Below are 25624 nucleotides of genomic sequence, written 5' to 3' on the forward strand. Positions count from 1 at the left end.
GATGTTCGAACGCTTCCGACGCGCCAAGGCCGGCAACGGTTCGCCGCGTCATCTCGCGCAGTCGGCGCTGGACGACGGCGTCGACGCGCTCGCCCCGCGCATCCCGCTGGCCACGCTGCGCGACGACCTGATCGCCTGCGAGGAGTGCGACGCGCTGCACCGGCGCTCCAGCGTCGACGGCATCGGCGAGGAGACGGCCGACATCGTTCCATCAGGCCGCCACTACGAATGCCGGCGCTGCGGCGCGACGCTGGGCCTGGCGCGCCACGCCACCTTCGACCTGCCGCTGTCGCTCGCGCTCGCGGGCCTGGTGGCGCTGGTCATCGCGCACACCAACAACATCCTGGCCATCGACATCCAGGGCCAGGTGCGCGCCGCCACGCTGTGGGCCGCGGCGTGGACGCTCTACGACGACGGCGCGTGGTTCATGAGCGGGCTGGTGCTGTTCACGACGCTGCTGAACCCGCTGGTCGAGATGGGCGCGGTCGCCTACGTGCTGCTGGCGCTGCGCTCGGGCCAGCAGGCGCCCGGCTTCGACATCGTGCTGCGCGCGATGCAGGCCGTGCGGCCGTGGGTGATGGTGGAGGTGTTCATGCTGGGCGTGCTGGTCGCGTTCGTGAAGCTGAACGGCCTGGCGAGCGTGATCCCGGGCCCGGGGCTCTGGGCCTTCGGCGCGGTGATGATCCTGGCCGCGGCGATGGCCTCGGCGTTCGACCACGAGCATGTGTGGGCGTCGACGGCGCGGCTGCGCGCACGACTTCGCCCCGTGCATTGACAGGGAAGACCGCGGGTCGCCGGCCATGCCGCGCCTGCCGATTCCGTGCGACACCTCCTGAAAGCCCGGCAAATCCCCAGGGCTCGACGGGTTGATAGTGAAAGTATTACTTTTACTCGACGGTTCGACCGATATGCCGGAATGCAGCGGACAAGCTGCCCCATCGGAACCGAACCCCATGACTTCTGTCTCATCCCGCGGCCCGTCGCTCGGACGCCGCCTGACCGCCGCCTTCGGCGCCACCCTCTGCCTCGCGCTGCTGGGCTCCGGCTACGGCGCCTACGCGCTCAACGAGTCTGCGGCGCAGACCCGGAGCATCGTCGAACAGGACGTGGTCACCGAACGCCTCGTCGCGGAGTGGTATCGCAACGTCGCGATGTCGGTGCGCCGCACGACGGCGATCGCCGTCAGCGCCGATCCGTCGCTCGCGGATTTCTTCGCGGCGGACGCCGTGGCCACGACGAAATCTTCCAACGAGCTGCAGGACAAGATCGGCAAGCTGCTCGACGCCGACGACGAGAAGGCTGTCTTCGCCGAGATCGTGGGCCTGCGCAAGGACTACGTCGCCACCCGCGATGCCGTCTCCGCCGCCAAGAAGGCCGGCGACGCGGAAGGGGCGCGCAAGCTGCTCGACGAGAGATACCTGCCCGCATCCGTCCACTACCAGGCGTCGCTGCAGAAGCTCTCGTCCATCCAGGCCGCGGCCATCGACCGCGCGGGCGCCAGCATCCAGGCCGAGAACCGCGACGCGCGGATCGCCCTGCTGGTGTTCGGTGCGGCCTCGCTGATCCTCGGCGGGCTGCTCTCGGCATGGCTGGTGCGCAGCATCACGCGGCCGATCCAGCGCGCCGTCGACGCGGCCGACCGCATCGCCGCACTCGACCTGACCGACACCATCGTCTCGCAGAGCGAGGATGAGACCGGCCGCCTGCTGAAGGCGCTCGCGTCGATGCAGGGCTCGCTGCGCGCGCTGGTGACGCAGGTGCGCACGTCCACCGACAGCATCGGCATCGCCTCGACCGAGATCGCCGACGGCAACATGGACCTGTCGTCGCGCACGGAGGAGGCGGCGTCCAGCCTGCAGCAGACCGCGGCGTCCATCGAGCAGATGAACGGCACGGTGCAGCACTCGGCGCAGAGCGCGCGCACCGCCAACGAGCTCGCGGCGTCGGCCGCGGATGTCGCCGAACGGGGCGGCGAGGTCGTGGCGCAGGTGGTCGCGACGATGGAGCAGATCAACGGTTCGTCGCGCCAGATCGCCGACATCATCGGCGTGATCGACGGCATCGCGTTCCAGACCAACATCCTCGCGTTGAACGCCGCGGTGGAAGCAGCGCGCGCCGGCGAGCAGGGGCGCGGCTTCGCCGTCGTCGCCACCGAGGTGCGCTCGCTGGCGCAGCGCAGCGCGGCGGCCGCCAAGGAGATCAAGAGCCTGATCGGCGCGTCCGTCGATCGCGTCGAGGCGGGTACCCGGCTGGTGGCCGACGCCGGCTCGACGATGGGCGAGGTGGTCGACTCGGCACGGCGCGTGTCGGCCATCATCTCCGAGATCATGCATTCGACGACCGAGCAGAGCCAGGGCATCGGCCAGGTCAACACGGCCGTCGGCCAGCTCGATCAGGTGACGCAGCAGAACGCGGCGCTGGTGGAGGAATCGGCGGCCGCCGCCGAGAGCCTCAGGCTGCAGGCGCGACAGTTGTCCGAGACCGTGCAGCGCTTCCGCATCGAGGCCTGATCAGGCCACGCGATACGCGTCCAGCCCCGCGTGGCGCGTGAGCCAGCGGTAGGTCGTCGTGAAGCCGGGCCAGTTGACGGTGTGGCGACCGTGCGCGTCGACGTACCAGTTCGTGCAGCCCGCGAACACGGTCTGCTGCGCGCGCCGCTGCATGCGGGCGGCGTAGCGCTCGAAGGGCGCCGGGCCGACCTCGATCGTCGTGCCGCGCGCGTCGCGCAGCTTGCGCAGGCAGCGCATCACGTGCGAGACCTGGCTTTCCAGCATGAAGACGATCGAGTTGTGGCCGAGATTGGTGTTGGGTCCGTACAGCATGAAGAAGTTCGGGAAGCCCGGCACCGTGATGCCCAGCCAGGCCCGCGCGCCGTCGGCCCAGGCCTCGTTGAGGGAGCGTCCGCCGCGGCCGCGGATGGCCATCGGCGCGAGGAACTCGCTGGCGCTGAAGCCGGTGCCCAGCACGATCGCGTCCACCGCGATCTCGCGCCCGTCCGCGACACGCACGCCCGCGGGCGTGACGCGCTCGATGGCCTCGGTCACGAGTTCGACGTTGGGCCGCGACAGCGCCGGCAGCCAGTCGCTGGAGATCAGGATGCGCTTGCAGCCGACCGGATAGCGCGGCGTCAGGCGCTCGCGCAGGGCGACGTCCGGCACCTGTTGCTTCAGCAGCTTGCGCGACGCCCTGCCGGCGACCAGGTCGAGCGCCCAGGGCAGCCGGGTGAAGCCGACGGCGCGCGAATCATGCTCGAGGTAGATCAGCGCGCGGTGCACGGCCATCAGCCAGGGCCAGCGTGCGAAGCGGCGGCGTTCGCGCTCGCTGTAGGCGCGGTCGGCACGCGGCAGGATGTGGGCCGGCGTGCGCTGGAACACGGTCAGCCGCGCGGCTTCGCGCGCGAGTTCGGGCACGAACTGGATCGCCGACGCGCCAGTGCCGATCACGGCAATGCGCTTGTCCTTCAAGTCGACGTCGTGGCGCCATTGCGCCGAGTGGAAGACCGGGCCGCGGAACGTGTCGAGCCCGGCCACCGCGGGCGTCGCCGGTCGGCTCAGCAGCCCCACCGCGCTCACGAGCACGCGCGCGTGACCCGCGTGCGCGCGGCCCTGTGCGTCACGCCAGTCGACGCGCCACAGCGCGGTCGTCTCGTCGAAGGCCGCCGACGTCACCTCGCAGCCGAAGCGGATCTTGTCGCTCACGCCGTACTTGTCGGCGCAGCGGCGCAGATAGGCCAGGATCTCGGCCTGCGGCGAGAAGGTGCGCGACCAGTCCGGGTTCGGCTCGAACGAGAACGAGTACAGGTGCGACGGCACGTCGCAGGCCGCGCCCGGGTAGGTGTTCTCGCGCCAGACGCCGCCGACGTCCGCGCCCTTCTCGAGCAGCAACACGTCGTGCTCGCCCGCGCGGCCCAGCTCGATGGCCATGCCCAGTCCGCCGAAGCCGGCGCCGATGATCAGCACGGCCCAGGGGTTCGTTTCGCTGCCTTGCCCGGATTCGCTCATGCGCGCATTTTGGTGGCGCGTCGCCGTCCGCGACGGCGTGGAAACCCTCTCAGCGCGACGCCAGGCCCGCGATCTCGGCCAGCAGGCTGTAGGACTTTCGGCGCGCGGCCGCGTCGAAGATCGCCGACACCACCATCAGCTCGTCGGCGCCGGTGTATTCCGCGAAGCGCTCGAGGCCGTGGCGCACGGTGTCGGGCGAGCCGACGATGGAGCAGGCGAGCATGCTCTCGGCCATCTGCTTCTCGGCCGGCGACCAGTAGGTGTCGATGTCGTCTATCGGCGGCTGCTGCGGGCCTGGCCGCCCGCGGCGAAGGTTCGCGAACGACTGCTGGTGCGAGGTGAACAGGCGCTTCGCTTCGGCGTCGGTGTCGGCCACGACCACGTTGACGCCGGCCATCGCGTACGGCGTCTTCAACTGCTCCGACGGCTTGAACAGCTCGCGATACAGCTCCATCGCCTGCGTCAGTGCGTCGGGCGCGAAGTGCGACGCGAAGGCGTAGGGCAGGCCCAGCGCGGCGGCGAGCTGCGCGCCGTACGTGCTCGAGCCGAGGATCCACAGCGGCACCTCGAGGCCCGCGCCCGGCACGGCCTGCACCGTCTGGCCCGGACGCACCGGCTGGAACAGCGCCTGCAGTTCCTGCACGTCCTCGGGGAAGTTCTCGGCGTTGCGCGGATCGCGCCGCAGCGCCCGCACCGTCACCTGGTCGGTGCCCGGCGCACGGCCGAGGCCGCAGTCGATGCGGCCCGGGTACAGCGACGCCAGCGTGCCGAACTGCTCGGCGATCACCAGCGGCGAGTGGTTGGGCAGCATGATGCCGCCCGAGCCGACGCGGATCTGCGACGTGCCCTGCGCGAGATAGCCGATGACCACCGCCGTCGCCGCGCTCGCGATCCCCGTCATGTTGTGATGCTCGGCCACCCAGTAGCGCGTGTAGCCGAGCTTCTCGGCGTGCTGCGCCAGCACCAGGCTCGCCCGCAGCGCGTCACCGGGGGTGGCGCCTTGCTGCACGGGGACGAGGTCGAGGACGGAGAGCTTGGGGAACTTCGGGGACGAGATCGATGGCATCACAAACGCAGGACGAGACGGGATGACCGCACGATACGACGCAATGCGAAACCGAGGCGCCGGCAGGGCCGCCCCGATTTGTCGACGACGTCAGGCCTTCTTCGCCGGGCTCGCCACCGCGGCGGTCGGCACCGCGTCCGGCCCCCAGCCGCCGCCGAGCGCCTTGATCAGGCCCACCGTCGCCTGGTACTGCGCCGCGCGCACCTGCACCGCGACGCGTCTGTTGGCGAGCTCGCTGCGGCGCGCGTCGAGCAGCTCCAGTTGGCTGACGAGCCCGTTGCGATAGCGCGCGTCGGACAGCACCGTGGCGCGCGTCGACGCATCGACCGCCACCTTCTGCGCGCCGGCCTGGTCGGACAGCAGGCGCAGCGAGGCAAGCTGGTCCTCGACGTCGCGGAAGGCGCCAAGCACCTGTTCGCGGTAGGCCGCGGCGGCGATGTCCCATTGCGCGTTGGCGGTCTGCACGCCGGCCTCGCGGCGGCCGCCGTCGAACACGGGCAGCGACAACAGCGCGCCGATGCCCCACGAGCGGGCCGACCACTTGAAGAGGTCGCCGATGTCCGTCGACGCATAGCCGCCGTTGGCGGTCAGCGCGACGTCCGGGAACCACGCGAGGCGCGCGACGCCGGCGCGCGCTTCGGCGGCCTGCATCGCGAGCTGCGCGGAGGCGACGTCGGGACGGCGCGCCAATACGGTGCTGGGTACGCCCGCCGGCACGCCGGGCAGCGCGCCGGCCCAGTCGGCCTCCTTCAGCGAGAAGCTGGTCGGCAGCTCGCCCAGCAGCACCGCCAGCGCGTGCTCGTGCAACGCGCGGTCGCGATCGAGCGCAAGCGCCTGCGAGTTGGTCGACGCGACCTCGGCCTGCACGCGCGCGAGGTCGAGCTCGGCGACATCGCCGGCCTGGTAGCGGCGCTCGGTCAGGCGCAGCGTGTCGGCGTAGGCCGCCACCGTCTGGCGCACGATGTCGCGTTCGGCGTCGAGCGCGCGCAGCTCGAAGTAGGCCTGGGCCACGTCGGACTGCACGACGAGCCGAGTGCTTTGCAACGCGGCCTCGCGCGATTGCTCGTCGAGCTTGGCGGCGTTGCGGGTCTTGGTGAGCTTGCCGAAGAAGTCGGGCTCCCATGACGCGGTGAGGCCCGTCTGGCCCAGGTTCGCGGCGGCGCCCGGCGCCGCGCCGAAGCCGGGCTGGATGGTGGCGCGCGAGACGCCCAGTTGCGCGCCGACTTGCGGCAGCAGGTCGGCCTGGGCGTCGCGCAGCAGCGCACGCGCCGCCTGCACGCGCGCGGCGGCCTGCTGGATGTCGGTGTTGTTGGCGGCGGCGCGCAGGACGAGGTCGTCCAGCACCGGGTCGGAGAACACCGTCCACCACATGCCGCGCGGCTGCGCCTCGGCCGGGCCCACGTTGGCGAAGCGGGCGCCGCCGTCTTCCTTGAACGCGACGGGGGCCGCGGGCGCGGCGGCCGGCGTGAAGGTCGACGTGCTGGCGCAGCCCGCGAGCACGAGCGCGGCGACCAGCGGGATCAGCGATGTCTTGAGAATCGAGGTCATGATTTTTCCTTTGCGACGACGCGCGCGACCGCGGCCGCGCACGTCAGTTCTTCATTCGTCCTGATGGCGCGGCGCCGCGACCACCGGCTGCACGCCGAAGCCACCGCCACCGCCGTGGCCACCGTGATGCGGCACGACGTCGACGCCCGGCGCCTCCACGTCATGCGGGATCTCGCCATGCTGCTTGAGCGGACGGTTGCCCGTCAGCGCGCGCAGCAGCACGTAGAACACCGGCGTCAGGAACAGGCCGAATGCGGTCACGCCGATCATCCCGAAGAACACCGCGACGCCCATCGCGTGGCGCATCTCGGAGCCCGCGCCCTTGGACAGCACCAGCGGCAGCACGCCCATCACGAACGCCATCGACGTCATCAGGATCGGACGCAGGCGCAGGCGGCTGGCCTCGATGGCGGCGCGCAACGGCGTTCGCCCGGCGAATTCCAGCTCGCGCGCGAACTCCACGATCAGGATCGCGTTTTTCGCACTCAAGCCGACGAGCACCATCAGGCCGATCTGCGTGAAGACGTTGTCGTCGCCATGCGTGAGCCACACGCCGGTCATCGCGGCGAGCAGGCCCATGGGCACGATCATCAGGATCGCGAGCGGCAGCGTCAGGCTCTCGTACTGCGCGGCCAGCACCAGGAACACCAGCAGGATCGAGATCGGGAAGATCAGCACCGCGGAGTTGCCGGCCAGGATCTCCTGGTACGTCAGGTCGGTCCACTCATAGGTGACGCCCGGGGGCAGCGTCTCCTTGGCGATGCGCGCGATGGCGTCCTTGGCCTGGCCCGACGAATAGCCGGGGGCCGGGCCGCCGTTGATGTCGGCGGCGAGGAAGCCGTTGTAGCGCATCGCGCGTTCCGGGCCGAAGGTCGGCGCGACCTTCATCAGCGCGGATAGCGGCACCATCTCGCCCGTGTTCGAGCGCACCTTCAGCAGGCCGATGTCCTCGGCGCGCGCGCGGAACGCGGCGTCCGCCTGCACGCGAACCGAGTACGTGCGGCCGAACTTGTTGAAGTCGTTCACGTACAGGCTGCCGAGGTAGATCTGCATCGTGTCGAACACGTCCGTCACCGAGACGCCCAGCTGCTGCGCCTTGGTGCGGTCGATGTCGGCGTACAGCTGCGGCACGTTGACCTGGAAGCTCGAGTACATGCCCGCGAGTTCCGGCGCCTGGTAGGCCTTGGCCATGAAGGCCTTCAGCGCGGCGTCCATGCCGGCGATGCCCACCGAGCCGCGGTCCTCCAGCTCCAGCTTGAAGCCGCCCGTCGTGCCGATGCCCTGCACCGGCGGCGGCGGGAACATCACGACGAAGGCTTCCTGGATGCCGGCGAATTGCTGGTTCAGCTGCTGCGCGATCGCGCCGGCGCTCAGGTTGGCGCTCTTGCGCTTGTCGAAGTCGTCCAGCGCGACGAACACGATGCCCGAGTTCGAGCTGTTGGTGAAGCCGTTGATCGACAGGCCCGGGAACTGCACGGCGTGCAGCGCGCCCGGCTGCTTGGCGACGATGTCGCCCATCTTGCGGATCACGGCCTCGGTGCGATCGAGGGTGGCGCCGTCGGGCAGCTGCGCGAAGCCGATCAGGTACTGCTTGTCTTGCGGCGGCACGAAGCCCCCAGGCACCAGCTTGAACAGGCCCAGCGTCGACGCGGCGAGCAGCGCGTAGATGACGATCATCACCGTCTTCTTCGAGATTGCCTTCGTCACGCCGCCGCTGTAGGCCTCGGCACCGCGATGGAACACGCGGTTGAAGCCGGCGAAGAAGCGACCGAGCACCTTGTCCATGCCGCGCGTCAGGGCGTCCTTGGGCGCGTCGTGGCCCTTGAGCAGCAGCGCGGCGAGCGCGGGCGACAGCGTCAGCGAGTTGATCGCCGAGATCACCGTCGAGATCGCGATGGTCAGCGCGAACTGCTTGTAGAACTGGCCGGTCAGGCCCGTGATGAACGCGAGCGGCACGAAGACGGCGACGAGCACCAGCGCGATCGCGATGATCGGGCCGGAGACCTCGCGCATCGCGCGGTACGTCGCCTCGCGTGGCGTCAGCCCGTTCGAGATGTTGCGCTCCACGTTCTCGACGACCACGATGGCGTCGTCGACCACGATGCCGATCGCCAGCACCAGGCCGAACAGGCTCAGCGCGTTGATCGAGAAGCCGAACACGCTCATCACGCCGAAGGTGCCCACCACCGCGACCGGCACGGCCAGCAGCGGGATGATGGACGCGCGCCAGGTCTGCAGGAACAGGATCACGACCAGCACGACCAGCGCGATGGCCTCGAGCAGCGTGTGCACCACCGATTCGATGGACGCGCGCACGAACTGCGTCGGGTCGTAGACGATCTCGTACTTCACGCCGTCGGGCATGGACTTCTGCAGGTCGGCCATCTCGGCGCGCACGCCGTCCGAGATCGCGATCGCATTGGAGCCAGGGGCCGCGAAGATCGGGATCGCGACGGCTTCCTTGTTGTCCAGCAGCGAACGCAGCGAGTAGTCGGCCGCGCCAAGCTCGACGCGCGCCACGTCCCTCAGGCGCGTGACGGCGCCGTCGGCGCTGGTCTTGACGATGATGTCCCCGAACTCGTCCTCGGTCGTGAGACGGCCCTGCGCGTTGACCGACAGCTGCACGTCGATGCCGTGCAGGTTGGGCGAGGCGCCGACGATGCCGGCCGCGGCCTGCACGTTCTGGTTGCGGATCGCTGCGACGACGTCGCTCGGCGACAGGCCGCGGTTGGCCACCTTCTGCGGGTCGAGCCAGACGCGCATCGAGTAGTCACCCGAGCCGAACAGCTGCACGTCGCCCACGCCCTGCACGCGTGCGAGGCGGTCCTTGACGTTGAGCACCGCGTAATTGCGCAGGTACGTCATGTCGTATCGGCCGTTGGGCGACAACAGGTGGACGACCATGGTCAGGTCGGTCGACGCCTTGATCGTGGTGATGCCCAGCGTGCGCACCTCCTCGGGCAGGCGCGGCTCGGCCTGCGCGACGCGGTTCTGCACGAGCTGCTGCGCCTTGTCCGGGTCGGTGCCCAGCTTGAAGGTGACGGTCAGCGTCATCAGGCCGTCGGTCGTCGCCTGGCTGCTCATGTAGAGCATGCCCTCGACGCCGTTGATCTGCTCCTCGATCGGCGTGGCCACGGTCTCGGCGATCACCTGCGGGTTGGCGCCGGGATAGTTCGCGCGCACGACGATGGACGGCGGCACGACGTTCGGGTATTCGGAGATCGGCAGGCCGCGCACGGCGATGAGGCCGCCGAGGAAGATCAGCAGCGACAGCACGCCGGCGAAGATCGGCCGGTCGATGAAGAATTTGGAGAGGTTCACGAGGTGCTCCCGGGAGTGTGGGAAGGCGCGGCCCGGCGCCGTGGCGCGGGCCGATGTGCGTTCTTCTTGGAGATCAGTTCTTGAGGTCGTCGGCGGACTTCATCGCGACCATCTGGGGCGCGATGAGCGAACCCGGCCGCACGCGCTGCAGGCCGTTGACGACCACGCGCTCGTTCGGCTTCAGGCCCGAGGTGACGATGCGCAGTCCGTCGACGTTGGCGCCGAGGGTGACCTCGCGGTAGTTCGCCTTGTCGTCGGCGCCCACCACCATCACGAACTTCTTGCTCTGGTCGGTGCCGACCGCGCGTTCGTTGATCATCAGCGCCGGCTCGGCCTTGACCGTGCCCATGCGCAGGTGCGCGAACTGGCCGGGGATCAGCGTGCCGTCGGCGTTGTCGAACACGGCGCGCACGCGCACGGTGCCGCTCTTGGCGTCGACCTGGTTGTCCACCAGCTGCAGGTGGCCGGCGATCGGCGTGGCGGTGTCGTCCACCGTGCCCATCTGCACCGGGATCTTCTCGATCTGCGCGCGCGCGCTCGCGCCCGCGGGCAGCTCGCGCAGCGCGTGGGTCACGACCTGCTCGTCGGCGTCGAAGCTGGCGTAGATCGGGCTGACCGACACCAGCGTCGTCAGCACCGGCGCGCCCGGGCCGGCGGCCACGAGGTTGCCGGTGGTGATCTCGAGCTTGCCGACGCGGCCGGCGACCGGTGCGCGCACCTGCGTGTAGCCCAGGCTCAGCTGCGCGGTCTGCAGCTGCGCCTTGGCGGCGCGCAGGTTGGCATCCGCCTCGCTCTGCGCGTTGAGGCTGTCGTCGTACTCGCGCTGCGAGATCGCGTGGTCCTGCAGCAGCTGCTTGGAGCGTTCGTAGTTGCTCCTGGCGTTCGCCAGGCGCGATTGCGCGGCGAAGACCTGCGCGTCGGCGCGGTCGACGTCGGCCTGGTACGGCGCCGGGTCGATCGTCAGCAGCAGGTCGCCGGCCTTGACCAGCGCGCCTTCGCGGAAGTGAACTGCTTCGACGGTGCCGGCGACGCGCGAGCGGATGTCGACGCGCTCGACGGCCTCCAGCCGGCCGGAGAACTCGTTCCAGGTCGCGACGTCGCCCTGCACGACGGTGGCGACGGACACGGGCGTCGCCTGCACGGCGGGCGACGGCGTGGCCGTGGCCGGGCCGGACTGGAACATGAACACGGCGGCGAGGGAGGCGGCGACGGCCGTCAGCGTGGTGCCGGCCACCCAGAGGCGGCGGCGGGCTTTGAGCGGAACCTGGTTCATGTGAACTCCTGAAGGGATGCGAGATCGAAGAAAAGTGAGTGCTCGGGAACTTTTGGACAAAGCAGCGGCTGAACCAGGCATTGCCTGGCTTTTCGCTGACCGACCGGGAAAGTTTTATCGTAGCGATCGCTACGACATATGGCACAATGTAGCCAAGCCACAAGGGCAAGTCAACACATTTCGTATCGATCGCTATGAAAAAGACGAATGAGACAACTGAGGGCGTTAGCGCCTTCCCCGACGGCGGCGCCCTCGCGCTCGCCGAGGCACCCGACGCCAAGCCAGCCGCCAAGGCGGCGCGCAAGCCGCGCGGCCGTCCGCTGTCGTTCGATCGCGATGCCGCGCTCGAGACCGCGATGCACGTCTTCTGGGAGCGCGGCTACGAGGCCGCCTCGATCGCCGACCTGACGTCCGCGATGGGCATCACGCCGCCCAGCCTCTACACCGCGTTCGGCGACAAGGAGCAGCTGTTCCTGGAAGCCATCGAGCGCTACGCGCTGGGCTACGGCAGCGCCGGGGCGCGCGCGCTGGAGGAAGAGCCGAACGCACGCAGCGCGATCGAGCGCTGGCTGACGGAAGCCGCCAACGAACTCACGCAACCCTGCCATCCCAAGGGCTGCATGGTGGTGATGGCCGCCACCAACTGCTCGGCCGCCGCCGAACGCGTGCAGGACGCGCTGCTGCTGCGCCGCACCGAGGCCATCGCCAACGTCGGCCGCCGCATCCAGGGCGGCATCGACAACGGCGAGCTGCCGCCCGACACGGACGCCAAGGATCTCGCCAACTTCTACGCCACCATCTACCAGGGCATGTCGATGCAGGCCAAGGATGGCGCGACGCACGAAAGCCTGATGGCAACGGTGCGCACGGCGATGCGGTCGTGGCCGCGGATGTGAACCGCCTGATCCGCTGACACGGGCGCGCCCAAAGGAAAAGCCCTCGCAAGGAGGGCTTTTGACTTCCGGACAACGTGACGGATCACGAAGACGGTGTGCAGATACTGGGTGACGGGTTCCCGCTGTTCCGCCCAATGTGCGGCCGGTTCTGTACCTGCGATGGACTCATTATGGGCCCGGATCGTGACAGTTCCGTGTAGGCCGGCGCCTCGTCCTTGGCCCGTATCAACCCTGATGGATCACGCGGGACGCGCGTGCGCGCGCAACCTGGCGATGGCGCGCGCGTAGTCGTCCGAGCCGAACACCGCCGAGCCCGCGACCAGCGCGTCGGCCCCGGCGTCGACCGCCTGCCACGCGTTGTCGCCGTTCTGGCCGCCGTCGACCTCGATGTACGGGTTCAGGCCGCGCGTGTCGCACAGCCGGCGCAGCGCGGTGATCTTGGGCAGCACCTCGGGCAGGAACCTCTGGCCGCCGAAGCCGGGGTTGACCGTCATCACCAGCACGACGTCGCACAGGTGCAGCACGTGCTCGACGAAGGCGATCGGGCTGCCCGGATCGATGACGACCCCCGCCTTCTTGCCGAGCTCGCGGATGCGCGACAGCACGCGGTGCAGGTGGATCGTCGACGCCGGCTCGCACTGCACCAGCAGGTGGTCGGCGCCGGCCCTGACGAAGTCCTCCAGCATGCGCTCGGGCTCGACCATCATCAGGTGCACGTTGAGCGGCCTGGTCGTCGCCTTGCGGATCGCCGCGATCACCACCGGCCCGAAGCTGATGTTGGGCACGAAGCGCCCGTCCATCACGTCGACGTGGATCCAGTCGGCGCCGGCCGCGTCGATGGCCCGCACCTCCTCGGCGAGGCGGCCGAAGTCGGCGGACAGGATCGACGGCGCGATGACGAGCGGGTTGGCCATCAGCTCGGAGAGGTCGCGGTGAGCCTGGTGACCTTTTCCTCGAGCCCGCCGATCAGCGAACTCCACGACTTCTTGAACGAGTCGCCGCCCTCCTGCTGCAGCTTGAGCGCGAGCGCGTCGATGTCGACGCCCTGGCGGCGGATCTCGTCCAGCGTCTGCTCGGCATGGCCGCCGTCGACGGGCATGGGCGTGCCAACCTTGCCGTCCTTCGCGAACGCCCTGAGCGTCTTCTCGGGCATCGTGTCGACGGTGTCGGGCGCAGCGAGCGCCTCGACATACAGCGTCTCCGGCGCCTTCGGATCCTTGGTGCCGGTGCTGGCCCATAGCAGGCGCTGCGGATGCGCGCCCGCCGCCGCGAGCTTCTTCCAGCGCTCGGACGCCAGCAGGTCGCGGTAGGCCTTGTAGGTGCGCATCGCGATCGCGATGCCCAGCTTGTTCTGGTACTCGGCCGACACCGCATCCTTCACGCCGGTGTCCCAGCGGCTGACGAACAGCGACGCGACCGACTCCACCACCGGCGACTTGCCGTCGTTGAGCCGGCGCTCGATGCCCTTCATGTAGGCCTCGGCCGCGGCGAGGTATTGCTCGCGCGAGAACAGCAGCGTCACGTTGATCGGGATGCCGGCGTGGATCGAATCCTCGATGGCCGGGATACCCTCTGGCGTACCCGGGATCTTGATGAACAGGTTCTTGCGCGCCGCCTGCGTGTGCAGGCTCGCGGCGGCCTGGACCGTGCCGCGGGTGTCGTTGACCAGCAGCGGCGAAACCTCCAGCGAGACCCAGCCGTCGACGCCGCCGCTGGCCTCGTGGGCGGGCAGGAACAGGTCGGCCGCGTGCTGGAGGTCGTCGACGGCCAGCGCGAAGAACAGATCCTCGGTCGAGCGGCCCTCGCGCGCGATCTGAGCGATGGCGTCGTCGTAGGCGTCGCCTCCGCCCATCGCCTTCTCGAAGATCGACGGGTTCGAGGTCAGCCCGGTGACCGAATAGTCGGAGATCAGCTTGGCGAGCGACCCGTCACGCAAGGTCTCGCGGCTGATGTTGTCGATCCACAGGCTCTGGCCGAGCTCATGGAGTTGCTGCGTGGTCTTGCTCATGGTTCGCTCCTGGTAGAGGGAACCAACCGGCAATATTCGTGCGTGCAAGATCGCCGATGTGGTCGACGACGATATCCGGGGTCGGATACTTCGCCGCCTCGATCGTGTCCAGCGCGTAATGGCCCTGGCGCGGAAAGACCGTGGTGACGCCGTCGCCCCACGCCGCCTTCAGCGCGCCCAGGATGCGCGGCTTGTCGTCGACGATCGCGTAGTGGCGCGCCGGAAAGGTGCGCCTGACCTCGTCGAGCATCAGTTCCTTGTGCACGTAGATCAGCACGCGCCCCTCGACGGCGCGCCACAGGCCGGAGCGCTGGATCTTGCGCGGCTGGAACACGACGTCGCCGTCGGACAGGATCACCGTCGGCCCCAGCTTGTTCATGCGCGCGATCGCGTCGAGCGCGCCCGGGTAGACGCGATCCTGGAACGGGTAGTCGACGAGGAAGCTCGACATCTGCAGCAAGGCCTGCGCGTGGAGCCCCAAGCCCTCGACCTCCTTGCGATAGAGCTGCAGCGCGCCGAGGTAGTCGGCGTAGCCGAGCTCGTCGCGCAGCTTCTCGAACAGCGTCCAGTAGCGGCCGGAGCAGGCGACGCCGAACTCCTGGATCAGGTGGTCGCGCAGGTCGGCAATGATGCGGTCGTTGTCGAGCAGGGTGTTGTCGACGTCGATCAGGAACACGACGTCGTGGAGGATGGCAGCCATCGGCGGGCGGGTCTTTCGTGGGAATGGAACGACTCGAAGGAACAAGTCTGTTCCGTGACTCATGAACGGGACATGAACAGGGACTTAAGCGGGCAAGCGGTTTGCTGTTCGAGCCCTCCGGTGCGACGCCAAGGCCGAGCAAGCTCCATACCCGCTTTTCCAAAGCTGGCACGCGCGCCCGGCGCATCATCGCGAACCTGTCCCTCCATCGCCTCGCTGAAAGACCGTCCCATGTCCGACTCGCTCGACCAGCAATGCATCGACACGCTGCGCTTTCTTTCCGTGGACATGGTGCAGAACGCCGACAGCGGCCACCCCGGCCTGCCGCTCGACGCCGCGCCGATGGCCTACGTGCTGTGGACGCGCCACCTGAAGCACCACCCCGCCAATCCGCTGTGGGCCGACCGTGACCGCTTCGTGCTGTCCGCCGGCCATGGTTCGGCGCTGCTCTACAGCCTGTTGAACGTGACGGGGTATGGCCTGACCATCGACGACCTCAGGCAGTTCCGCCAGTGGGGCAGCCGGACGCCGGGCCATCCGGAGCGCGGACACACCGCGGGCGTCGAAGTCACCACCGGCCCGCTGGGCCAGGGCCTGGCCAACGCGGTGGGCCTGGCGATCGCCGAGGCGCAGCTCGCCGGCGCGTACAACCGCGACGGCCACGTCGTGGTCGACCACCGCACCTGGTGCATCGCCAGCGACGGCGACCTGATGGAGGGCGTCGCGTCCGAGGCCGCGTCGCTCGCCGGCCACCTCAAGCTCGGCAAGCTCGTCTGCCTGTACGACGACAACGAGGTCTCGCTGTCGGCCGGCACGGCCATCACGTTCACCGAGGACCGCGCCAAGCGCTTCGAGGCCTACGGCTGGCAGACGATCCACGTCGCGGACGGCAACGACGTCGCCGCCATCGACCAGGCGCTCAAGGACGCGGTGGCCGACACCACGCGCCCCACGCTGATCCTCGTGCGCACGCACCTGGGCTACGGCTCGCCCAAGCAGGACAGCTTCAAGGCCCACGGTTCGCCGCTGGGCGAGAAGGACGTGGCGGCGACCAAGGCCAAGCTCGGCTGGCCGGCCGAGCCCGCGTTCTACGTGCCGGACGCCGCCAGCAGGAAGTTCCTCGAGGCGCAGACGGCCGGCGAGAAGGCCGAGGGCGAGTGGAACCAGCGCATGCAGGCCTATGCCGCGGCCTTCCCGGAGCAGGCCAAGGAGCTCGAGTCGCGGCTGCGCGGCGAACTGCCTGAAGGCTGGGACGCCGACATGCCGGCGTTCCCGGCCGACGCCAAGGGCCTGTCGACGCGCGTCGCCGGCAAGCAGATCCTCGCGGCGATCGGCAAGAAGCTGCCGTCGCTGATGGGCGGCTCGGCCGACCTCGATCCGTCGACGTTCACCAATCTCGTCGGCCTCGGCGACTTCAACCCGGCGCCCGCCGCCGACGCGAAGCCGATCGAGGGAGCCGACACCGGCGGCGCCAGCTGGGCCGGCCGCAACCTGCACTTCGGCGTGCGCGAGCACGCAATGGGCGCGATCGTCAACGGCATGGCGGCGCATGGCGGCTTCATCCCGTACGGCTCCACCTTCCTGATCTTCTCGGACTACATGCGCCCGGCGATCCGCCTGGCCGCGCTGCAGAAGCTGCACGCGCTGCACGTGTTCACGCACGACTCGATCGCGCTCGGCGAGGACGGCCCGACGCACCAGCCGATCGAGCAGCTCGTGAGCCTGCGCGCGATCCCGGGCCTCACGGTGATCCGTCCGGCCGACGCCAACGAGACCGCGGTCGCGTGGCGCGTGGCCGTGACGATGAAGGAGCGCCCGGTGCTGCTCGTGCTGACGCGCCAGGACGTGCCCACGCTCGATCGCAGCAAGCACCCGAGCGCGAACGGCCTGGCCAACGGCGCGTACATCATCGGCGGCGCCGAGTACGACAAGCCCGACATCATCCTGATCGCGAGCGGCTCGGAGGTCAGCCTGATCACCGCGGCGGCCGAGACGCTGGGCCAGGACGGCCTGAAGGTGCGCTGCGTGTCGATGCCCAGCTGGGACCTGTTCGACGCGCAGCCGCCGGCCTACCGCGACACGGTGCTGCCGCCGGCGGTGACCAGGCGCCTGGCCGTCGAGGCCGGCGCGACGCTGGGCTGGCAACGCTATGTCGGCGACGCCGGCGACGTCGTCGGCATCGACCACTTCGGCGCCTCCGCGCCGGCCAAGACGCTGCTCAAGGAGTTCGGCTTCAGCGTCGACAACGTCGTGGCGCGGGCGCGCAAGCTGCTGGGCACGTGACATGGCCGAGGCCGATCCGGACGGCGGCGACGAGGGCTCGAAGTCCGCCGTCTGGGCCGCGCTGATCGGCAACGTGCTGGTGGCCACGACCAAGGCCGGCGCGGCCGCGTTCACGGGCAGCTCGGCGATGCTCAGCGAGGCGGTGCACTCGTTCGTCGACACCGGCAACGAGGTGCTGCTGCTGTACGGCATGCGCGTGGCCAGGAAGAAGGCCGACCGCGACCATCCGGCAGGCTACGGCCGCGAGCTGTACTTCTGGAGCTTCATCGTGGCGCTGCTCGTGTTCGCGCTCGGCGCGGGCGTGTCGATCGTGCAGGGCGTGCATCGCGTGTTGAACCCGCAGCCGATCGAGAACGCGATCGTCAGCGAGATCGTGCTCGCCGCGTCGTTCCTGTTCGAGGGCTGGTCGTGGGTCGTCTCAGTGCGCCAGTTCCGCAAGGCCAAGGGCGACCTGGGCTGGTGGCGCGCCTTCGTCAAGAGCAAGGATCCGCCGCTGTTCATGGTCGTGTTCGAGGACAGCGCCGCGCTGATCGGCATCGCGATCGCGGCCATCGGCGTCGTGCTCGCCGCGCACTTCGACATGCCGCTGGCCGACGGCATCTCGTCGATCCTGATCGGCCTCGTGCTCGCCTGCACGTCCACGCTGCTGCTGCGCGAGAGCAAGAGCCTGCTGATCGGCGAGCGCGCGGACGGCGAGCTGATCCGCTCGCTGCTGGACATCGCCAACGGCGCCTGCGGCTCCTCGCATGCCAACGGCGTGCTGACGGTCCATCTCGCGCCCGACCAGATCATGGCCGCGATGAGCTTCGAGTTCGACGACGCGCTGACCGCGCCGCAGATCGAGCAGATGATCGGCGACATCGAGCGCCGCATCCAGGAGGCCCATCCCGAAGTGACCTCGCTGTTCATCAAGCCGCAGAACCCGCTGCAGTACACACGCACCGTGCGCGAGAGGTATGGCGACAACGTGGCCGACGCGACGCGGGACCAGACGCCGGTGGCGGGCTGACATGCCGCGCGCGCGGCCGGGCGCATGTGCTGCAGGACGATGTCCGGGCCGGATCGCGACGCGCCAGGAGGCCCTGGCGGGGCAGGCGCAACGGAAGAAAGCCTCACGCCGTCGTGAGCGAAGTCGCCGCCTGCGGGCGCGCGCCGATGGCTATCGTCCTCGTCCACGGGCGCCCGATCCGACAGCGGCGCCGGCCACCCTGGACAGGACTTTCCCGTGATTGCAAAGACGCAACTTCCCCTCGAATTCGCGACGGATTCCGGCACCACGCTGCCGCCCGTCGTCGGCCTCTTCTTCGGCGGCCGCTCCGCCGAGCACGTGGTGTCGATCCGCTCCGCCGCGACCCTCCACGCGGCCCTGCGCGCGGCCGGCTACCGCGTCGTGCCGATCGGCATCGAGCGCGGCGGCGTCTGGCGCTACATGCCGCTCGCGAGCGACGCGTTTCACGCCGCGGTCGATCCGCGCGCCTGCGCCGTGACGCTCGCGCCAGGCCGCGCGGGGCAGTTGCTGCCATGCGATGGCTCGGGCGAGGCGTACGACCTGCCGCGCATCGACGTCGCGTTCCCCGCGTTGCACGGGCCCTTCGGCGAGGACGGCTGCCTGCAGGGCCTGTTCGAGACCTGCGGCCTGCCCTACGTCGGTGTCGGCGTGCTGGCCGGCGCCGTGACGATGGACAAGGAGGTGACGAAGCGCCTGCTGATGCAGGCCGGCCTGCCGGTCGTGCCCTACCGCCTGCACCGCCGCGGCGCGCCACTGCCGACTTGGCAGGCGCTCAGCGACAGCCTCGGGCCGCGGCTGTACGTCAAGCCCGCGTCGCTCGGCTCGTCGATCGGCACCGCGCCGGCGGACGACGAGGCCGCGTTCGAACGCGCGCTCGCGGGCGCGCTCGAGCACGGCGACAAGGTGCTGATCGAGCGCCGCGTCATCGGCCGCGAGCTGGAATGCGGCGTGATGGACACCGAGGACGGCCCGGTCGCCTCCGTCGTCGGCGAGATCCGCACCGGCACCGAGCGCGCGTTCTACGACTACGACGCCAAGTACGCGGACGACAGCACCGCGATCGTCGACGTGCCCGCGCGGCTGGATGCCGCGACGGGGCAGCGCCTGCGCACGATGGCCGTCGAGGCGTTCAGGGCGACGGGCTGCCGCGATCTGGCACGCGTCGACTTCTTCCTCGGCGAGCACGGCGAGCTGTTCATCAACGAGCTCAACACGCTGCCCGGGTTCACGTCGATCAGCCTCTATCCGCGCATGTTGGAGGCCTCGGGCGTGCCGATCAAGGACCAGGTGACGCGCCTGGTCGAGCTTGCGCTGGCGCGCGCCTGAGCGCCGCTCAGCGCGCCTCTGCCGCCCAGGCCACCGCGTCGGCGCCGGCCGGAATGCGCATGGGCGTCGAAGGGTCGGTCGCCGCGCGCCACACGGCCTCGGCGACGTCCTGTGCGTGCGTCAGCGGCGTCGACGTGTCCTGCATCCCGGCGACGACCCGCTTGACGAGCGCCGCGTAGGCCTCGTGCTCGAAGCCGTGCATGTGCGTGCGCGCGGTGTCGCCGAAGCGCGTCTCCGGCGAGCGGCCGGGCAGCACGAGGCGCGTGCGGATGCCCAGCGGCTCGAGCTCGAGGGCCATCGACTCGGTGAACGCGTTGACGGCCACCTTGCTCGCGCGGTAGGCGGCCAGCAGCGGCAAGGTCTTCAGGGTCACGCTGGACGTGACGTTGACGATCACGCCGGTGCCGCGTCGGCGGAATTGCGGCAGCAGGGCCTGCGTGAGCGCGATCGTGCCGAAGGTGTTGGTCTCGAACAGCTGGCGGATCGTGTCCATCGGCGTGAGCTCGGCCGGCGCCGCCGCGCCGAAGCCCGCGTTGTTGACCAGCACGTCGACCGGGCCCGCGGCCTCGACGACGCGGCCGATGCTGTCCGCGTCGGTGACATCGAGCGCGAGCACGCGCAGGCGTTCCGACGGCGGCAGCGCGCTGTCGGCAGGGTTGCGCATCGTCGCGACGACCTGCCAGTCGCGGGCGAGGAAGGTGCGCGCGGTCTCGAGGCCGAAGCCGGACGAGCAACCGGTGATGAGGATGGTCTGCATGGAAACTCCTTGTTTGATTCGTCGGGGTGAGTCGCCACGATAGGCCGCCGAGGCCGTACTCGCTACAATCGACAGTCCAGAACTCGTTTGCAGGAGTCCGGCAATGGTCGATCCGCTGGCCGAAGTCGTCGCGCTGCTGCAGCCCGCCGCACGCTTCTCGAAGCTGGTACACGGCGCGAGCCCGTGGCGCATCCGCCGCTCCGACGCGGGCCAGCCGTTCTACGGCGTGATCCTCGACGGCGGTTGCCGCATCGCGATCGACGGGCACGAGCCGATCGAGCTGCGGTCGGGCGACTTCGTGCTGATTCCGGCGGCCTTCGGCGTGACGATGTCCAGCCTCGAGGAGCCGGCGCCGGGCGTGGTGACGGCGGCGCCGACCGCGCTGGGTCACGGCGAATTCCGCATCGGCAAGCCCGGCGGCGCGGTCGACCTGCGCATGATGGCGGGCCACTGCAGCTTCGGCTCGCCCGACGCCTCCCTGCTCGTCTCGCTGCTGCCGCAGTTCGTGCACGTGCGCGGCGAGCAGCGCCTGGCCACGCTGGTCGACCTGGTGCGCGAGGAGTCGCGCGAGCAGCGGCCCGCGCGCGAGGTCGTGCTGTCGCGCCTGCTGGAGGTGCTGCTGATCGAGGCGCTGCGCTCGGTCGGCACCAACGCGTCGCCGGGTCTCGTGCGCGGCCTGGCCGACGGCCGGCTCGCCGCCGCGATCCGCGGCATGCACGAGCGGCCGACGCACGCGTGGACGGTGGCCGAGCTCGCCAGGCAGGCCGCGCTGTCGCGATCGACCTTCTTCGAACGCTTCAGCCGCGAGGTCGGCGTCGCGCCGATGGCGTACCTGCTCGCCTGGCGCATGGCGCTCGCCAAGGACCTGTTGCGCCGCGACGGCGCGCGCATGGCCGAAATCGCGGAGCGCGTGGGCTACAGTTCCGCGAGCACGTTCAGCGTCGCCTTCACGCGCCATGTCGGCCGGCCGCCGACGCACTATGCGCGCGAGCACGCCGCTGAAGCCGCGGCATGACGCTCAGCGCGCCGGCACGCAATGCTCGGGCACGGCCGGCTTGGCGGTCTTCATCGGAACGAGCCTGGCGCCGCCCGCGGCGAGCTGATCGAACGCGACCTGCTCGAGCGCGCCGACCTGCGGCCGCGACAGGCCCAGCTCGTAGCCCGAGCACTCGTTGTCGCCCAGCGAGCGTGGATCGAGGCCGGTGACGCTGCCGAAGACGACCAGCGTCTCGAGGTAGTAGCCGTAGACGCTGGCGTGGTAGTGGTCGTAGGTCCAGAGGTCGACCTTGCCGGCTTCGATGCCGTCGTAGGGATTGGCGTCGGCCACGCCGGCCTGCATGGCGCGGATCCACGCATCGCCCACGGGGATGACGGGCTTCAGTCCGGGCGTGGCGGCGGCGGCCTTGTCGTAACCGGCGCGCAGGTCACGGGCCATGGCTTCGATGGTCTTGCCGTACCAGGCACCGCGCGAGTCGTAGGTCTGGTCGGCGCGCGGCCACGTGGACATCAGGCGGATCTCGACGGCCGGGTTGCGCGCGCGCAGCAGCGCCGACATACGGCGTACCGTATCGACCAGCAAGGCCGGGTCGCCCGGCTTGGCCGCGTCGAGCGTGCTGTAGCCGTGCATCACGACGCTGTCCCACGGCCGCTGGCCGATCACGTCGCTCTTGTGGGCCAGGTGCCAGTCGATGCCGACGCCGCCCTGCGTCTCGAGGTAGACGTCGACGTCGAGCCCGGCCTCCGTCGCGAACGACTTGAACAGCGCCGGCATGCCGCCGATGCCCTGGCCGTTCAGGTCGGTGACCGTGCTCGCGCGGTAGTAGTGCACCGCCGAGCCCTGGGCGTAGGTGAAGCTGTTGCCGATGAACAGGATGCTGCCGGCGGTCGCGTCGGCGGCCAGCGCGAACAGGCCGGCGAACGTCGCGGCGGCGCGCAGCGGCGAAAAGGCGTGGGGCAAGGTCGTCTCCAGGTTTCTCGCCGATCATATCGACGGCGCGATCGTCCGTCGGCCGTCGCTCGTCGCATGCCGGCGCGCGCCTATACTTTTTGCGATGTCTCTCATCACCCGCCTCGCGACCACCCTCTTCGCCGCCGGCCTGTGCGTCGGAGCGCGTGCCGACGACCGCCTCGCCTGCGCGCCCGACACCTATCTCGAGCTGAAATCGTTGGCCTCGCTGCCGGTGGAAGTTCGCTTCGCACTGGAGCACGCGCCCCGCGAAGGCGGCGAGATCTCCGACCGCGGCGGCCCGTTCAACATGGGCGATGTCGGCGGCGGCCCGTTCCGCCGCTTCGTGCTGGCGGCCATGGGAACGAGCCAGCTGATCGTCTCGCTCGAGCATGGCGGATATGGCTACCAGGTCGAGGCCTGGACGTTCACGTATGGCCCGACGGGCTGGGTCGGATTGAAGACCCAGCCGTTCATCGCCATGCCGAAGTCGGCCAGGGAACTCGTCGGTCTGGTCTGCAAGTAGCGCCGCGCGTCAGGCCGCCTCGCGCAACGCCGGCGCGGCCGCCAGCAACGCGCGCGCCAGCTCGCCGATGCGCATCAGCGCGTGCCGCTGCGTGTCGTCCCAGCGGCCGCCGACGCCCAGCCGGACGCAGTGCCTGTAGCGGTCGGTCGCGCTGAACAAGGTGCCCGGCGCGATCGCGATGCGTTCGGCGAGACAGGCGGTGAACAGCGCCTGCGAATCGACGCCGCGCGGCATCTCCACCCACAGCACGTAGCCGCCGGCCGGGTCGGTGACGCGCGTGCCCTTCGGGAAGCTGCCGGCGATCAGGCGCCGCGCCTCGTCGACGCGCGCCGCGATGGTGTGGCGCATCTGGCGGAACGCGGCCTCGTTGCCGGTGTGGTTCAGCAGCTCGGCCATCGCGAGTTCGACGAAGGTGGTCTGCGCGCCGCTGGTGGCCATCTTCATGCGCCGCACCGGCTCGGTCCAGCGCCCGGCCTCGAGCCAGCCCACGCGCAGTCCCGGCGCGAGCGTCTTCGAGAACGACCCGCACAGCATGACGTGCCCGCTGGTGTCGAACGAGCGCACGGCGCGGCGCCGGTCCTCCTGCTCGGCGAGGTCGTTGTGCAGCACGTCCTCGATCAGCGCGATGCCGCGCGTGCGCACCAGGCGCGCGAGGCGCCTGCGTTCGGCGGTGGGCAGGCTGCCGCCCAGCGGGTTGGACAGCGTGGGCGAGACCAGCAGCGCCTTGACCGGCTGCGTGTCGAGCGCGAGCTCCAGCGCGTCCAGCGACAGGCCGTCGCGCGGATGCGTCGGGATCTCGAGCGCGCGCAGGTGCAGGCTCTGCAGGATCTCGAGGAAGCCGAAGTAGGTCGGCGACTCCAGCGCGACGACATCGCCCGGCCGCGTCACCGCGCGCAGGCACAGCGTGATCGACTCGAGGCAGCTGTTGGTGGCGACGATGTCGCGCGGCTGCAGCTGGCAGCCCAGGCGCAGCGCGTAGCGCGCGATCGCGCGGCGCAGCGTCTCGTGGCCCGAGCCCAGCGCGTACTCGCACAGCGCGTCGCGATGGCGCAGCGCCGCGCGCGTGACGGTGCGGCGGATGCGTTCGACGTTGAACAGCTCGGCGCTCGGGCTGGCCGCGCCGAACGAGATGTAGCCCTCCGCATTCGCGAGCCGTAGCGTGTAGGCGGCGAGCTTGTCGATGTCGACCTCGCGCGAGTCAGCCGGCGGCTGCGTCGCCTCGGGCACCGGCGGAAGCGGCGGCCGGGCGGCGACGAAGAAGCCGGAACGCGGGCGCGTCTCGACCAGCCGCATGTCCTCCAGCGCGCGGTAGGCCTGCACGGCCGTCGACAGCGACACGCCATGCTGCGCCGCCAGATCGCGCAGCGACGGCAGGCGCTCGCCGCGCGCGAGCACGCCGGCGCGGATCGACGCGGCCAGCGTCTGGGCGATCTGCAGGTAGAGCGTGTCGGGCGAGTCCATGCCCCATTCTGTCTTGCGGACTGCGATGCAGACCAGTACAGATGACGGGAAATCCGACCGTGACAGTGCGGGCGCGGCGCGATCTGTATCGCTGCAATCGGCAGGTCGTTGTGGCTGTTTCGCGCGGGCGCTCGCTTCCAGAATCGACGCCATGGACCACACGCTCGCCCTCCGCCCCACCCTCGCCCGCCGACGCGCCGAGGCCTCCGACGCCGTCGTGCGCCTCGCCGCGCATGCCACGGCCACGCACGAGCTGCGCGCCGGCGCGTGCATCGCGGTGCAGTCCGGGCGGGTCTGGCTGACGCAGACCGGCGACGCCAACGACTACATCGTTGACGCCGGCCAGCGCCACGTCGTCGCGTGCGACGGCCGCGTGGTGATCGAGAGCTTCACGCCGCAGGCGACGCTGCGCGTGCTGCGGCGCGCGCCGGCCGCGCGGCCGGGCTTTCCGTGACGCTCAGCGCGGCGTCTCCATCGCCACGGTGTACTTGCCCTCGCGCGCCAGCCGGTTCAGGTGCGCGCGCTCGACCAGGGCCTTCTGCGCCGCCGCGACGTTCTCCTTCTTGCCGGCCCAGGCCTTCATCGCCGGATCCTGGATCGCGCGGGCGAACGAGAACGCCAGCGGCCACGGCAGCGCGTCGCCGTGGCGTACGTGCATCGCGTTGAGCCGCGCCGAGGCGTCCGGCGCCGACTGGCCGCCCGACAGGAACGCGATGCCGCCGACCGCGGCCGGCACGCTGCGCCGGAAGACGCGCACGGTGGCGTCGGCGACGTCGTCGACGCTGTCCTGCGTCGGGCACTTCAGTCCGGGCACGACCATGTTGGGCTTGAGGATCATCCCCTCCAGCAGCACGCGCTGCGTGCGCAGGGCGTCGAACACGAAGTGCAGCGCGCGCTCGGTGGCCTCGGCGCAGCGCGCCAGCGTGTGCGCCCCGTCCATCAGCACCTCGGGCTCGACGATGGGCACGATGCCGGCCTCCTGGCAAAGCGCCGCGTAGCGCGCGAGCGCCTGCGCATTGGCCTCGTAGCAGCCGCGTGACGGCGCGTTCTTCGCGTCGTCAATCGTGATGACCGCGCGCCACTTCGCGAAGCGCGCCCCCATCTTCGAATACTCGGCGAGGCGCTCGCGCAGGCCGTCCAGGCCCTCGGTCACGAGCTCGCCGTCGTGCAGCGCCAACGGCCTGGCGCCGGCATCGACCTTGATGCCCGGGATGATGCCGACCTTCCCGAGCGCCTCGGCGAAGGGCACGTCGGCGAAGGTCTTCGTGCGGATCGTCTCGTCGTAGAGGATCGCGCCGCCGATGGACTCGGACAGCCCCGGTGCGGTGACGATCATGTCGCGGTAGGCGCGCCGCATCTCGGGCGTCTGCGGGATGCCCAGCGCGGCGAAGCGCTTGTCGGCGGTGGGGTTGCTCTCGTCCATCGCGAGCAGGCCCTTGCCGTTGGCGGTGAGGGCGGCGGCCGTGGCCTTCAAGGTCTGTTCGTTCATCGTCGATCTCTCCTG

20 protein-coding genes and 1 pseudogene are annotated in these 25624 nt (G+C 70.2%); 9 read left to right on the forward strand and 12 right to left on the reverse strand.

Annotated elements, in window-relative coordinates:
* Position 1 precedes the first annotated feature (1 nt).
* Entirely contained in the window at positions 2–775 is a 774-nt protein-coding gene (locus LPC04_RS07440; RefSeq protein ID WP_275681540.1) for a paraquat-inducible protein A, read from the forward strand.
* Positions 776–953: 178 nt separating this feature from the next.
* Positions 954–2510: a methyl-accepting chemotaxis protein gene (locus LPC04_RS07445; protein WP_275681541.1), complete on the forward strand. Its 1557-nt coding sequence runs from the start codon at positions 954–956 to the stop codon at positions 2508–2510.
* A gap of 9 nt (positions 2511–2519) precedes the next feature.
* Here LPC04_RS07445 and LPC04_RS07450 read toward each other — a convergent pair.
* From LPC04_RS07450 to LPC04_RS07470, 5 genes and pseudogenes are all read right to left on the reverse strand, one after another.
* A pseudogene (locus LPC04_RS07450) lies at positions 2520–4001 on the reverse strand (flavin-containing monooxygenase); the annotation flags it as partial.
* A gap of 49 nt (positions 4002–4050) precedes the next feature.
* Positions 4051–5067, reverse strand: coding sequence for an LLM class flavin-dependent oxidoreductase (locus tag LPC04_RS07455; protein ID WP_275681542.1), 1017 nt, complete (start codon positions 5065–5067; stop codon positions 4051–4053).
* 90 nt (positions 5068–5157) lie between these two features.
* The gene (locus tag LPC04_RS07460) at positions 5158–6615 is read right to left on the reverse strand and encodes an efflux transporter outer membrane subunit (RefSeq protein ID WP_275681543.1); all 1458 of its coding nucleotides are present in this window, start codon (positions 6613–6615) and stop codon (positions 5158–5160) included.
* Between the two features lie 51 nt (positions 6616–6666).
* A complete protein-coding gene (locus tag LPC04_RS07465) occupies positions 6667–9936 on the reverse strand; it encodes an efflux RND transporter permease subunit (protein WP_275681544.1) in 3270 nt (1089 codons plus the stop codon).
* Between the two features lie 73 nt (positions 9937–10009).
* On the reverse strand, positions 10010–11209 hold the full coding sequence (locus LPC04_RS07470) for an efflux RND transporter periplasmic adaptor subunit (protein WP_275681545.1): 1200 nt from the start codon (positions 11207–11209) through the stop codon (positions 10010–10012).
* Positions 11210–11403: 194 nt separating this feature from the next.
* Here LPC04_RS07470 and LPC04_RS07475 point away from each other — a divergent pair, with 194 nt between their 5' ends.
* The gene (locus LPC04_RS07475) at positions 11404–12105 is read left to right on the forward strand and encodes a TetR/AcrR family transcriptional regulator (RefSeq protein ID WP_275681546.1); all 702 of its coding nucleotides are present in this window, start codon (positions 11404–11406) and stop codon (positions 12103–12105) included.
* Between the two features lie 239 nt (positions 12106–12344).
* On the opposite strand, the gene rpe is transcribed toward LPC04_RS07475, so the two are convergent.
* Genes rpe through LPC04_RS07490 form a run of 3 tightly spaced genes read right to left on the reverse strand, consistent with a single transcriptional unit; the run spans position 12345 to position 14813 of the window.
* The gene (gene rpe, locus LPC04_RS07480; RefSeq protein ID WP_275681547.1) at positions 12345–13019 is read right to left on the reverse strand and encodes a ribulose-phosphate 3-epimerase; all 675 of its coding nucleotides are present in this window, start codon (positions 13017–13019) and stop codon (positions 12345–12347) included.
* The gene (tal, locus tag LPC04_RS07485) at positions 13019–14113 is read right to left on the reverse strand and encodes a transaldolase (RefSeq protein WP_275681548.1); all 1095 of its coding nucleotides are present in this window, start codon (positions 14111–14113) and stop codon (positions 13019–13021) included. Before tal ends, rpe begins: the two co-directional genes overlap by 1 nt.
* Positions 14085–14813 carry an HAD family hydrolase gene (locus LPC04_RS07490; protein WP_275681549.1) on the reverse strand — a complete coding sequence of 243 codons (729 nt, stop codon included), beginning with the start codon at positions 14811–14813 and terminating at the stop codon, positions 14085–14087. The genes tal and LPC04_RS07490 overlap by 29 nt, the downstream gene beginning before the upstream one ends.
* Before the next feature lie 231 nt (positions 14814–15044).
* On the opposite strand from LPC04_RS07490, the gene tkt reads away from it, so the two are divergent.
* The 3 genes from tkt to LPC04_RS07505 all read left to right on the forward strand — a co-directional run bounded on the left by tkt (position 15045) and on the right by LPC04_RS07505 (position 19431).
* A complete protein-coding gene (tkt, locus tag LPC04_RS07495; protein ID WP_275681550.1) occupies positions 15045–17096 on the forward strand; it encodes a transketolase in 2052 nt (683 codons plus the stop codon).
* Position 17097: 1 nt separating this feature from the next.
* On the forward strand, positions 17098–18105 hold the full coding sequence (locus LPC04_RS07500; protein WP_275681551.1) for a cation diffusion facilitator family transporter: 1008 nt from the start codon (positions 17098–17100) through the stop codon (positions 18103–18105).
* A 216-nt stretch (positions 18106–18321) separates the two neighbouring features.
* Positions 18322–19431: a D-alanine--D-alanine ligase family protein gene (locus tag LPC04_RS07505; protein ID WP_275681552.1), complete on the forward strand. Its 1110-nt coding sequence runs from the start codon at positions 18322–18324 to the stop codon at positions 19429–19431.
* A gap of 7 nt (positions 19432–19438) precedes the next feature.
* On the opposite strand, the gene LPC04_RS07510 is transcribed toward LPC04_RS07505, so the two are convergent.
* Positions 19439–20188, reverse strand: a complete 750-nt coding sequence (locus tag LPC04_RS07510) for an SDR family oxidoreductase (protein WP_275681553.1) — start codon at positions 20186–20188, stop codon at positions 19439–19441.
* Between the two features lie 103 nt (positions 20189–20291).
* On the opposite strand from LPC04_RS07510, the gene LPC04_RS07515 reads away from it, so the two are divergent.
* A complete protein-coding gene (locus tag LPC04_RS07515) occupies positions 20292–21203 on the forward strand; it encodes an AraC family transcriptional regulator (RefSeq protein WP_275681554.1) in 912 nt (303 codons plus the stop codon).
* Positions 21204–21206: 3 nt separating this feature from the next.
* Here the strand turns inward: LPC04_RS07515 and LPC04_RS07520 are convergent, their stop codons facing one another.
* Entirely contained in the window at positions 21207–22145 is a 939-nt protein-coding gene (locus LPC04_RS07520) for an SGNH/GDSL hydrolase family protein (RefSeq protein ID WP_275681555.1), read from the reverse strand.
* A 94-nt stretch (positions 22146–22239) separates the two neighbouring features.
* On the opposite strand from LPC04_RS07520, the gene LPC04_RS07525 reads away from it, so the two are divergent.
* Entirely contained in the window at positions 22240–22659 is a 420-nt protein-coding gene (locus LPC04_RS07525) for a hypothetical protein (RefSeq protein ID WP_275681556.1), read from the forward strand.
* A gap of 9 nt (positions 22660–22668) precedes the next feature.
* Here LPC04_RS07525 and LPC04_RS07530 read toward each other — a convergent pair whose 3' ends face one another.
* Complete coding sequence (locus LPC04_RS07530; RefSeq protein ID WP_275681557.1) at positions 22669–24120, reverse strand: aminotransferase-like domain-containing protein; 1452 nt, start codon at positions 24118–24120, stop codon at positions 22669–22671.
* A 151-nt stretch (positions 24121–24271) separates the two neighbouring features.
* On the opposite strand from LPC04_RS07530, the gene LPC04_RS07535 reads away from it, so the two are divergent.
* A complete protein-coding gene (locus LPC04_RS07535) occupies positions 24272–24574 on the forward strand; it encodes a DUF2917 domain-containing protein (RefSeq protein ID WP_275681558.1) in 303 nt (100 codons plus the stop codon).
* Between the two features lie 3 nt (positions 24575–24577).
* On the opposite strand, the gene LPC04_RS07540 is transcribed toward LPC04_RS07535, so the two are convergent.
* On the reverse strand, positions 24578–25609 hold the full coding sequence (locus LPC04_RS07540; RefSeq protein ID WP_275681559.1) for a class I fructose-bisphosphate aldolase: 1032 nt from the start codon (positions 25607–25609) through the stop codon (positions 24578–24580).
* Positions 25610–25624: the final 15 nt, after the last annotated feature.

The organism is Scleromatobacter humisilvae, assembly GCF_023231945.1.
Taxonomy (GTDB): Bacteria; Pseudomonadota; Gammaproteobacteria; order Burkholderiales; family Burkholderiaceae_C; genus Scleromatobacter; species Scleromatobacter humisilvae.

What these genes read in the sequence shown, in the direction of transcription:
- LPC04_RS07475 (WP_275681546.1), top strand. Translation starts at nt 11,404, where the DNA reads ATGAAAAAGACGAATGAGACAACTGAGGGCGTTAGCGCCTTCCCCGAC.
- LPC04_RS07510 (WP_275681553.1), bottom strand. Translation starts at nt 20,188, where the DNA reads ATGCAGACCATCCTCATCACCGGTTGCTCGTCCGGCTTCGGCCTCGAG.
- LPC04_RS07490 (WP_275681549.1), bottom strand. Translation starts at nt 14,813, where the DNA reads ATGGCTGCCATCCTCCACGACGTCGTGTTCCTGATCGACGTCGACAAC.
- tkt (WP_275681550.1), top strand. Translation starts at nt 15,045, where the DNA reads ATGTCCGACTCGCTCGACCAGCAATGCATCGACACGCTGCGCTTTCTT.
- LPC04_RS07460 (WP_275681543.1), bottom strand. Translation starts at nt 6,615, where the DNA reads ATGACCTCGATTCTCAAGACATCGCTGATCCCGCTGGTCGCCGCGCTC.
- LPC04_RS07500 (WP_275681551.1), top strand. Translation starts at nt 17,098, where the DNA reads ATGGCCGAGGCCGATCCGGACGGCGGCGACGAGGGCTCGAAGTCCGCC.
- LPC04_RS07530 (WP_275681557.1), bottom strand. Translation starts at nt 24,120, where the DNA reads ATGGACTCGCCCGACACGCTCTACCTGCAGATCGCCCAGACGCTGGCC.
- LPC04_RS07535 (WP_275681558.1), top strand. Translation starts at nt 24,272, where the DNA reads ATGGACCACACGCTCGCCCTCCGCCCCACCCTCGCCCGCCGACGCGCC.
- LPC04_RS07515 (WP_275681554.1), top strand. Translation starts at nt 20,292, where the DNA reads ATGGTCGATCCGCTGGCCGAAGTCGTCGCGCTGCTGCAGCCCGCCGCA.
- LPC04_RS07445 (WP_275681541.1), top strand. Translation starts at nt 954, where the DNA reads ATGACTTCTGTCTCATCCCGCGGCCCGTCGCTCGGACGCCGCCTGACC.
- tal (WP_275681548.1), bottom strand. Translation starts at nt 14,113, where the DNA reads ATGAGCAAGACCACGCAGCAACTCCATGAGCTCGGCCAGAGCCTGTGG.
- LPC04_RS07440 (WP_275681540.1), top strand. Translation starts at nt 2, where the DNA reads ATGTTCGAACGCTTCCGACGCGCCAAGGCCGGCAACGGTTCGCCGCGT.
- LPC04_RS07470 (WP_275681545.1), bottom strand. Translation starts at nt 11,209, where the DNA reads ATGAACCAGGTTCCGCTCAAAGCCCGCCGCCGCCTCTGGGTGGCCGGC.
- LPC04_RS07540 (WP_275681559.1), bottom strand. Translation starts at nt 25,609, where the DNA reads ATGAACGAACAGACCTTGAAGGCCACGGCCGCCGCCCTCACCGCCAAC.
- LPC04_RS07455 (WP_275681542.1), bottom strand. Translation starts at nt 5,067, where the DNA reads ATGCCATCGATCTCGTCCCCGAAGTTCCCCAAGCTCTCCGTCCTCGAC.
- LPC04_RS07525 (WP_275681556.1), top strand. Translation starts at nt 22,240, where the DNA reads ATGTCTCTCATCACCCGCCTCGCGACCACCCTCTTCGCCGCCGGCCTG.
- rpe (WP_275681547.1), bottom strand. Translation starts at nt 13,019, where the DNA reads ATGGCCAACCCGCTCGTCATCGCGCCGTCGATCCTGTCCGCCGACTTC.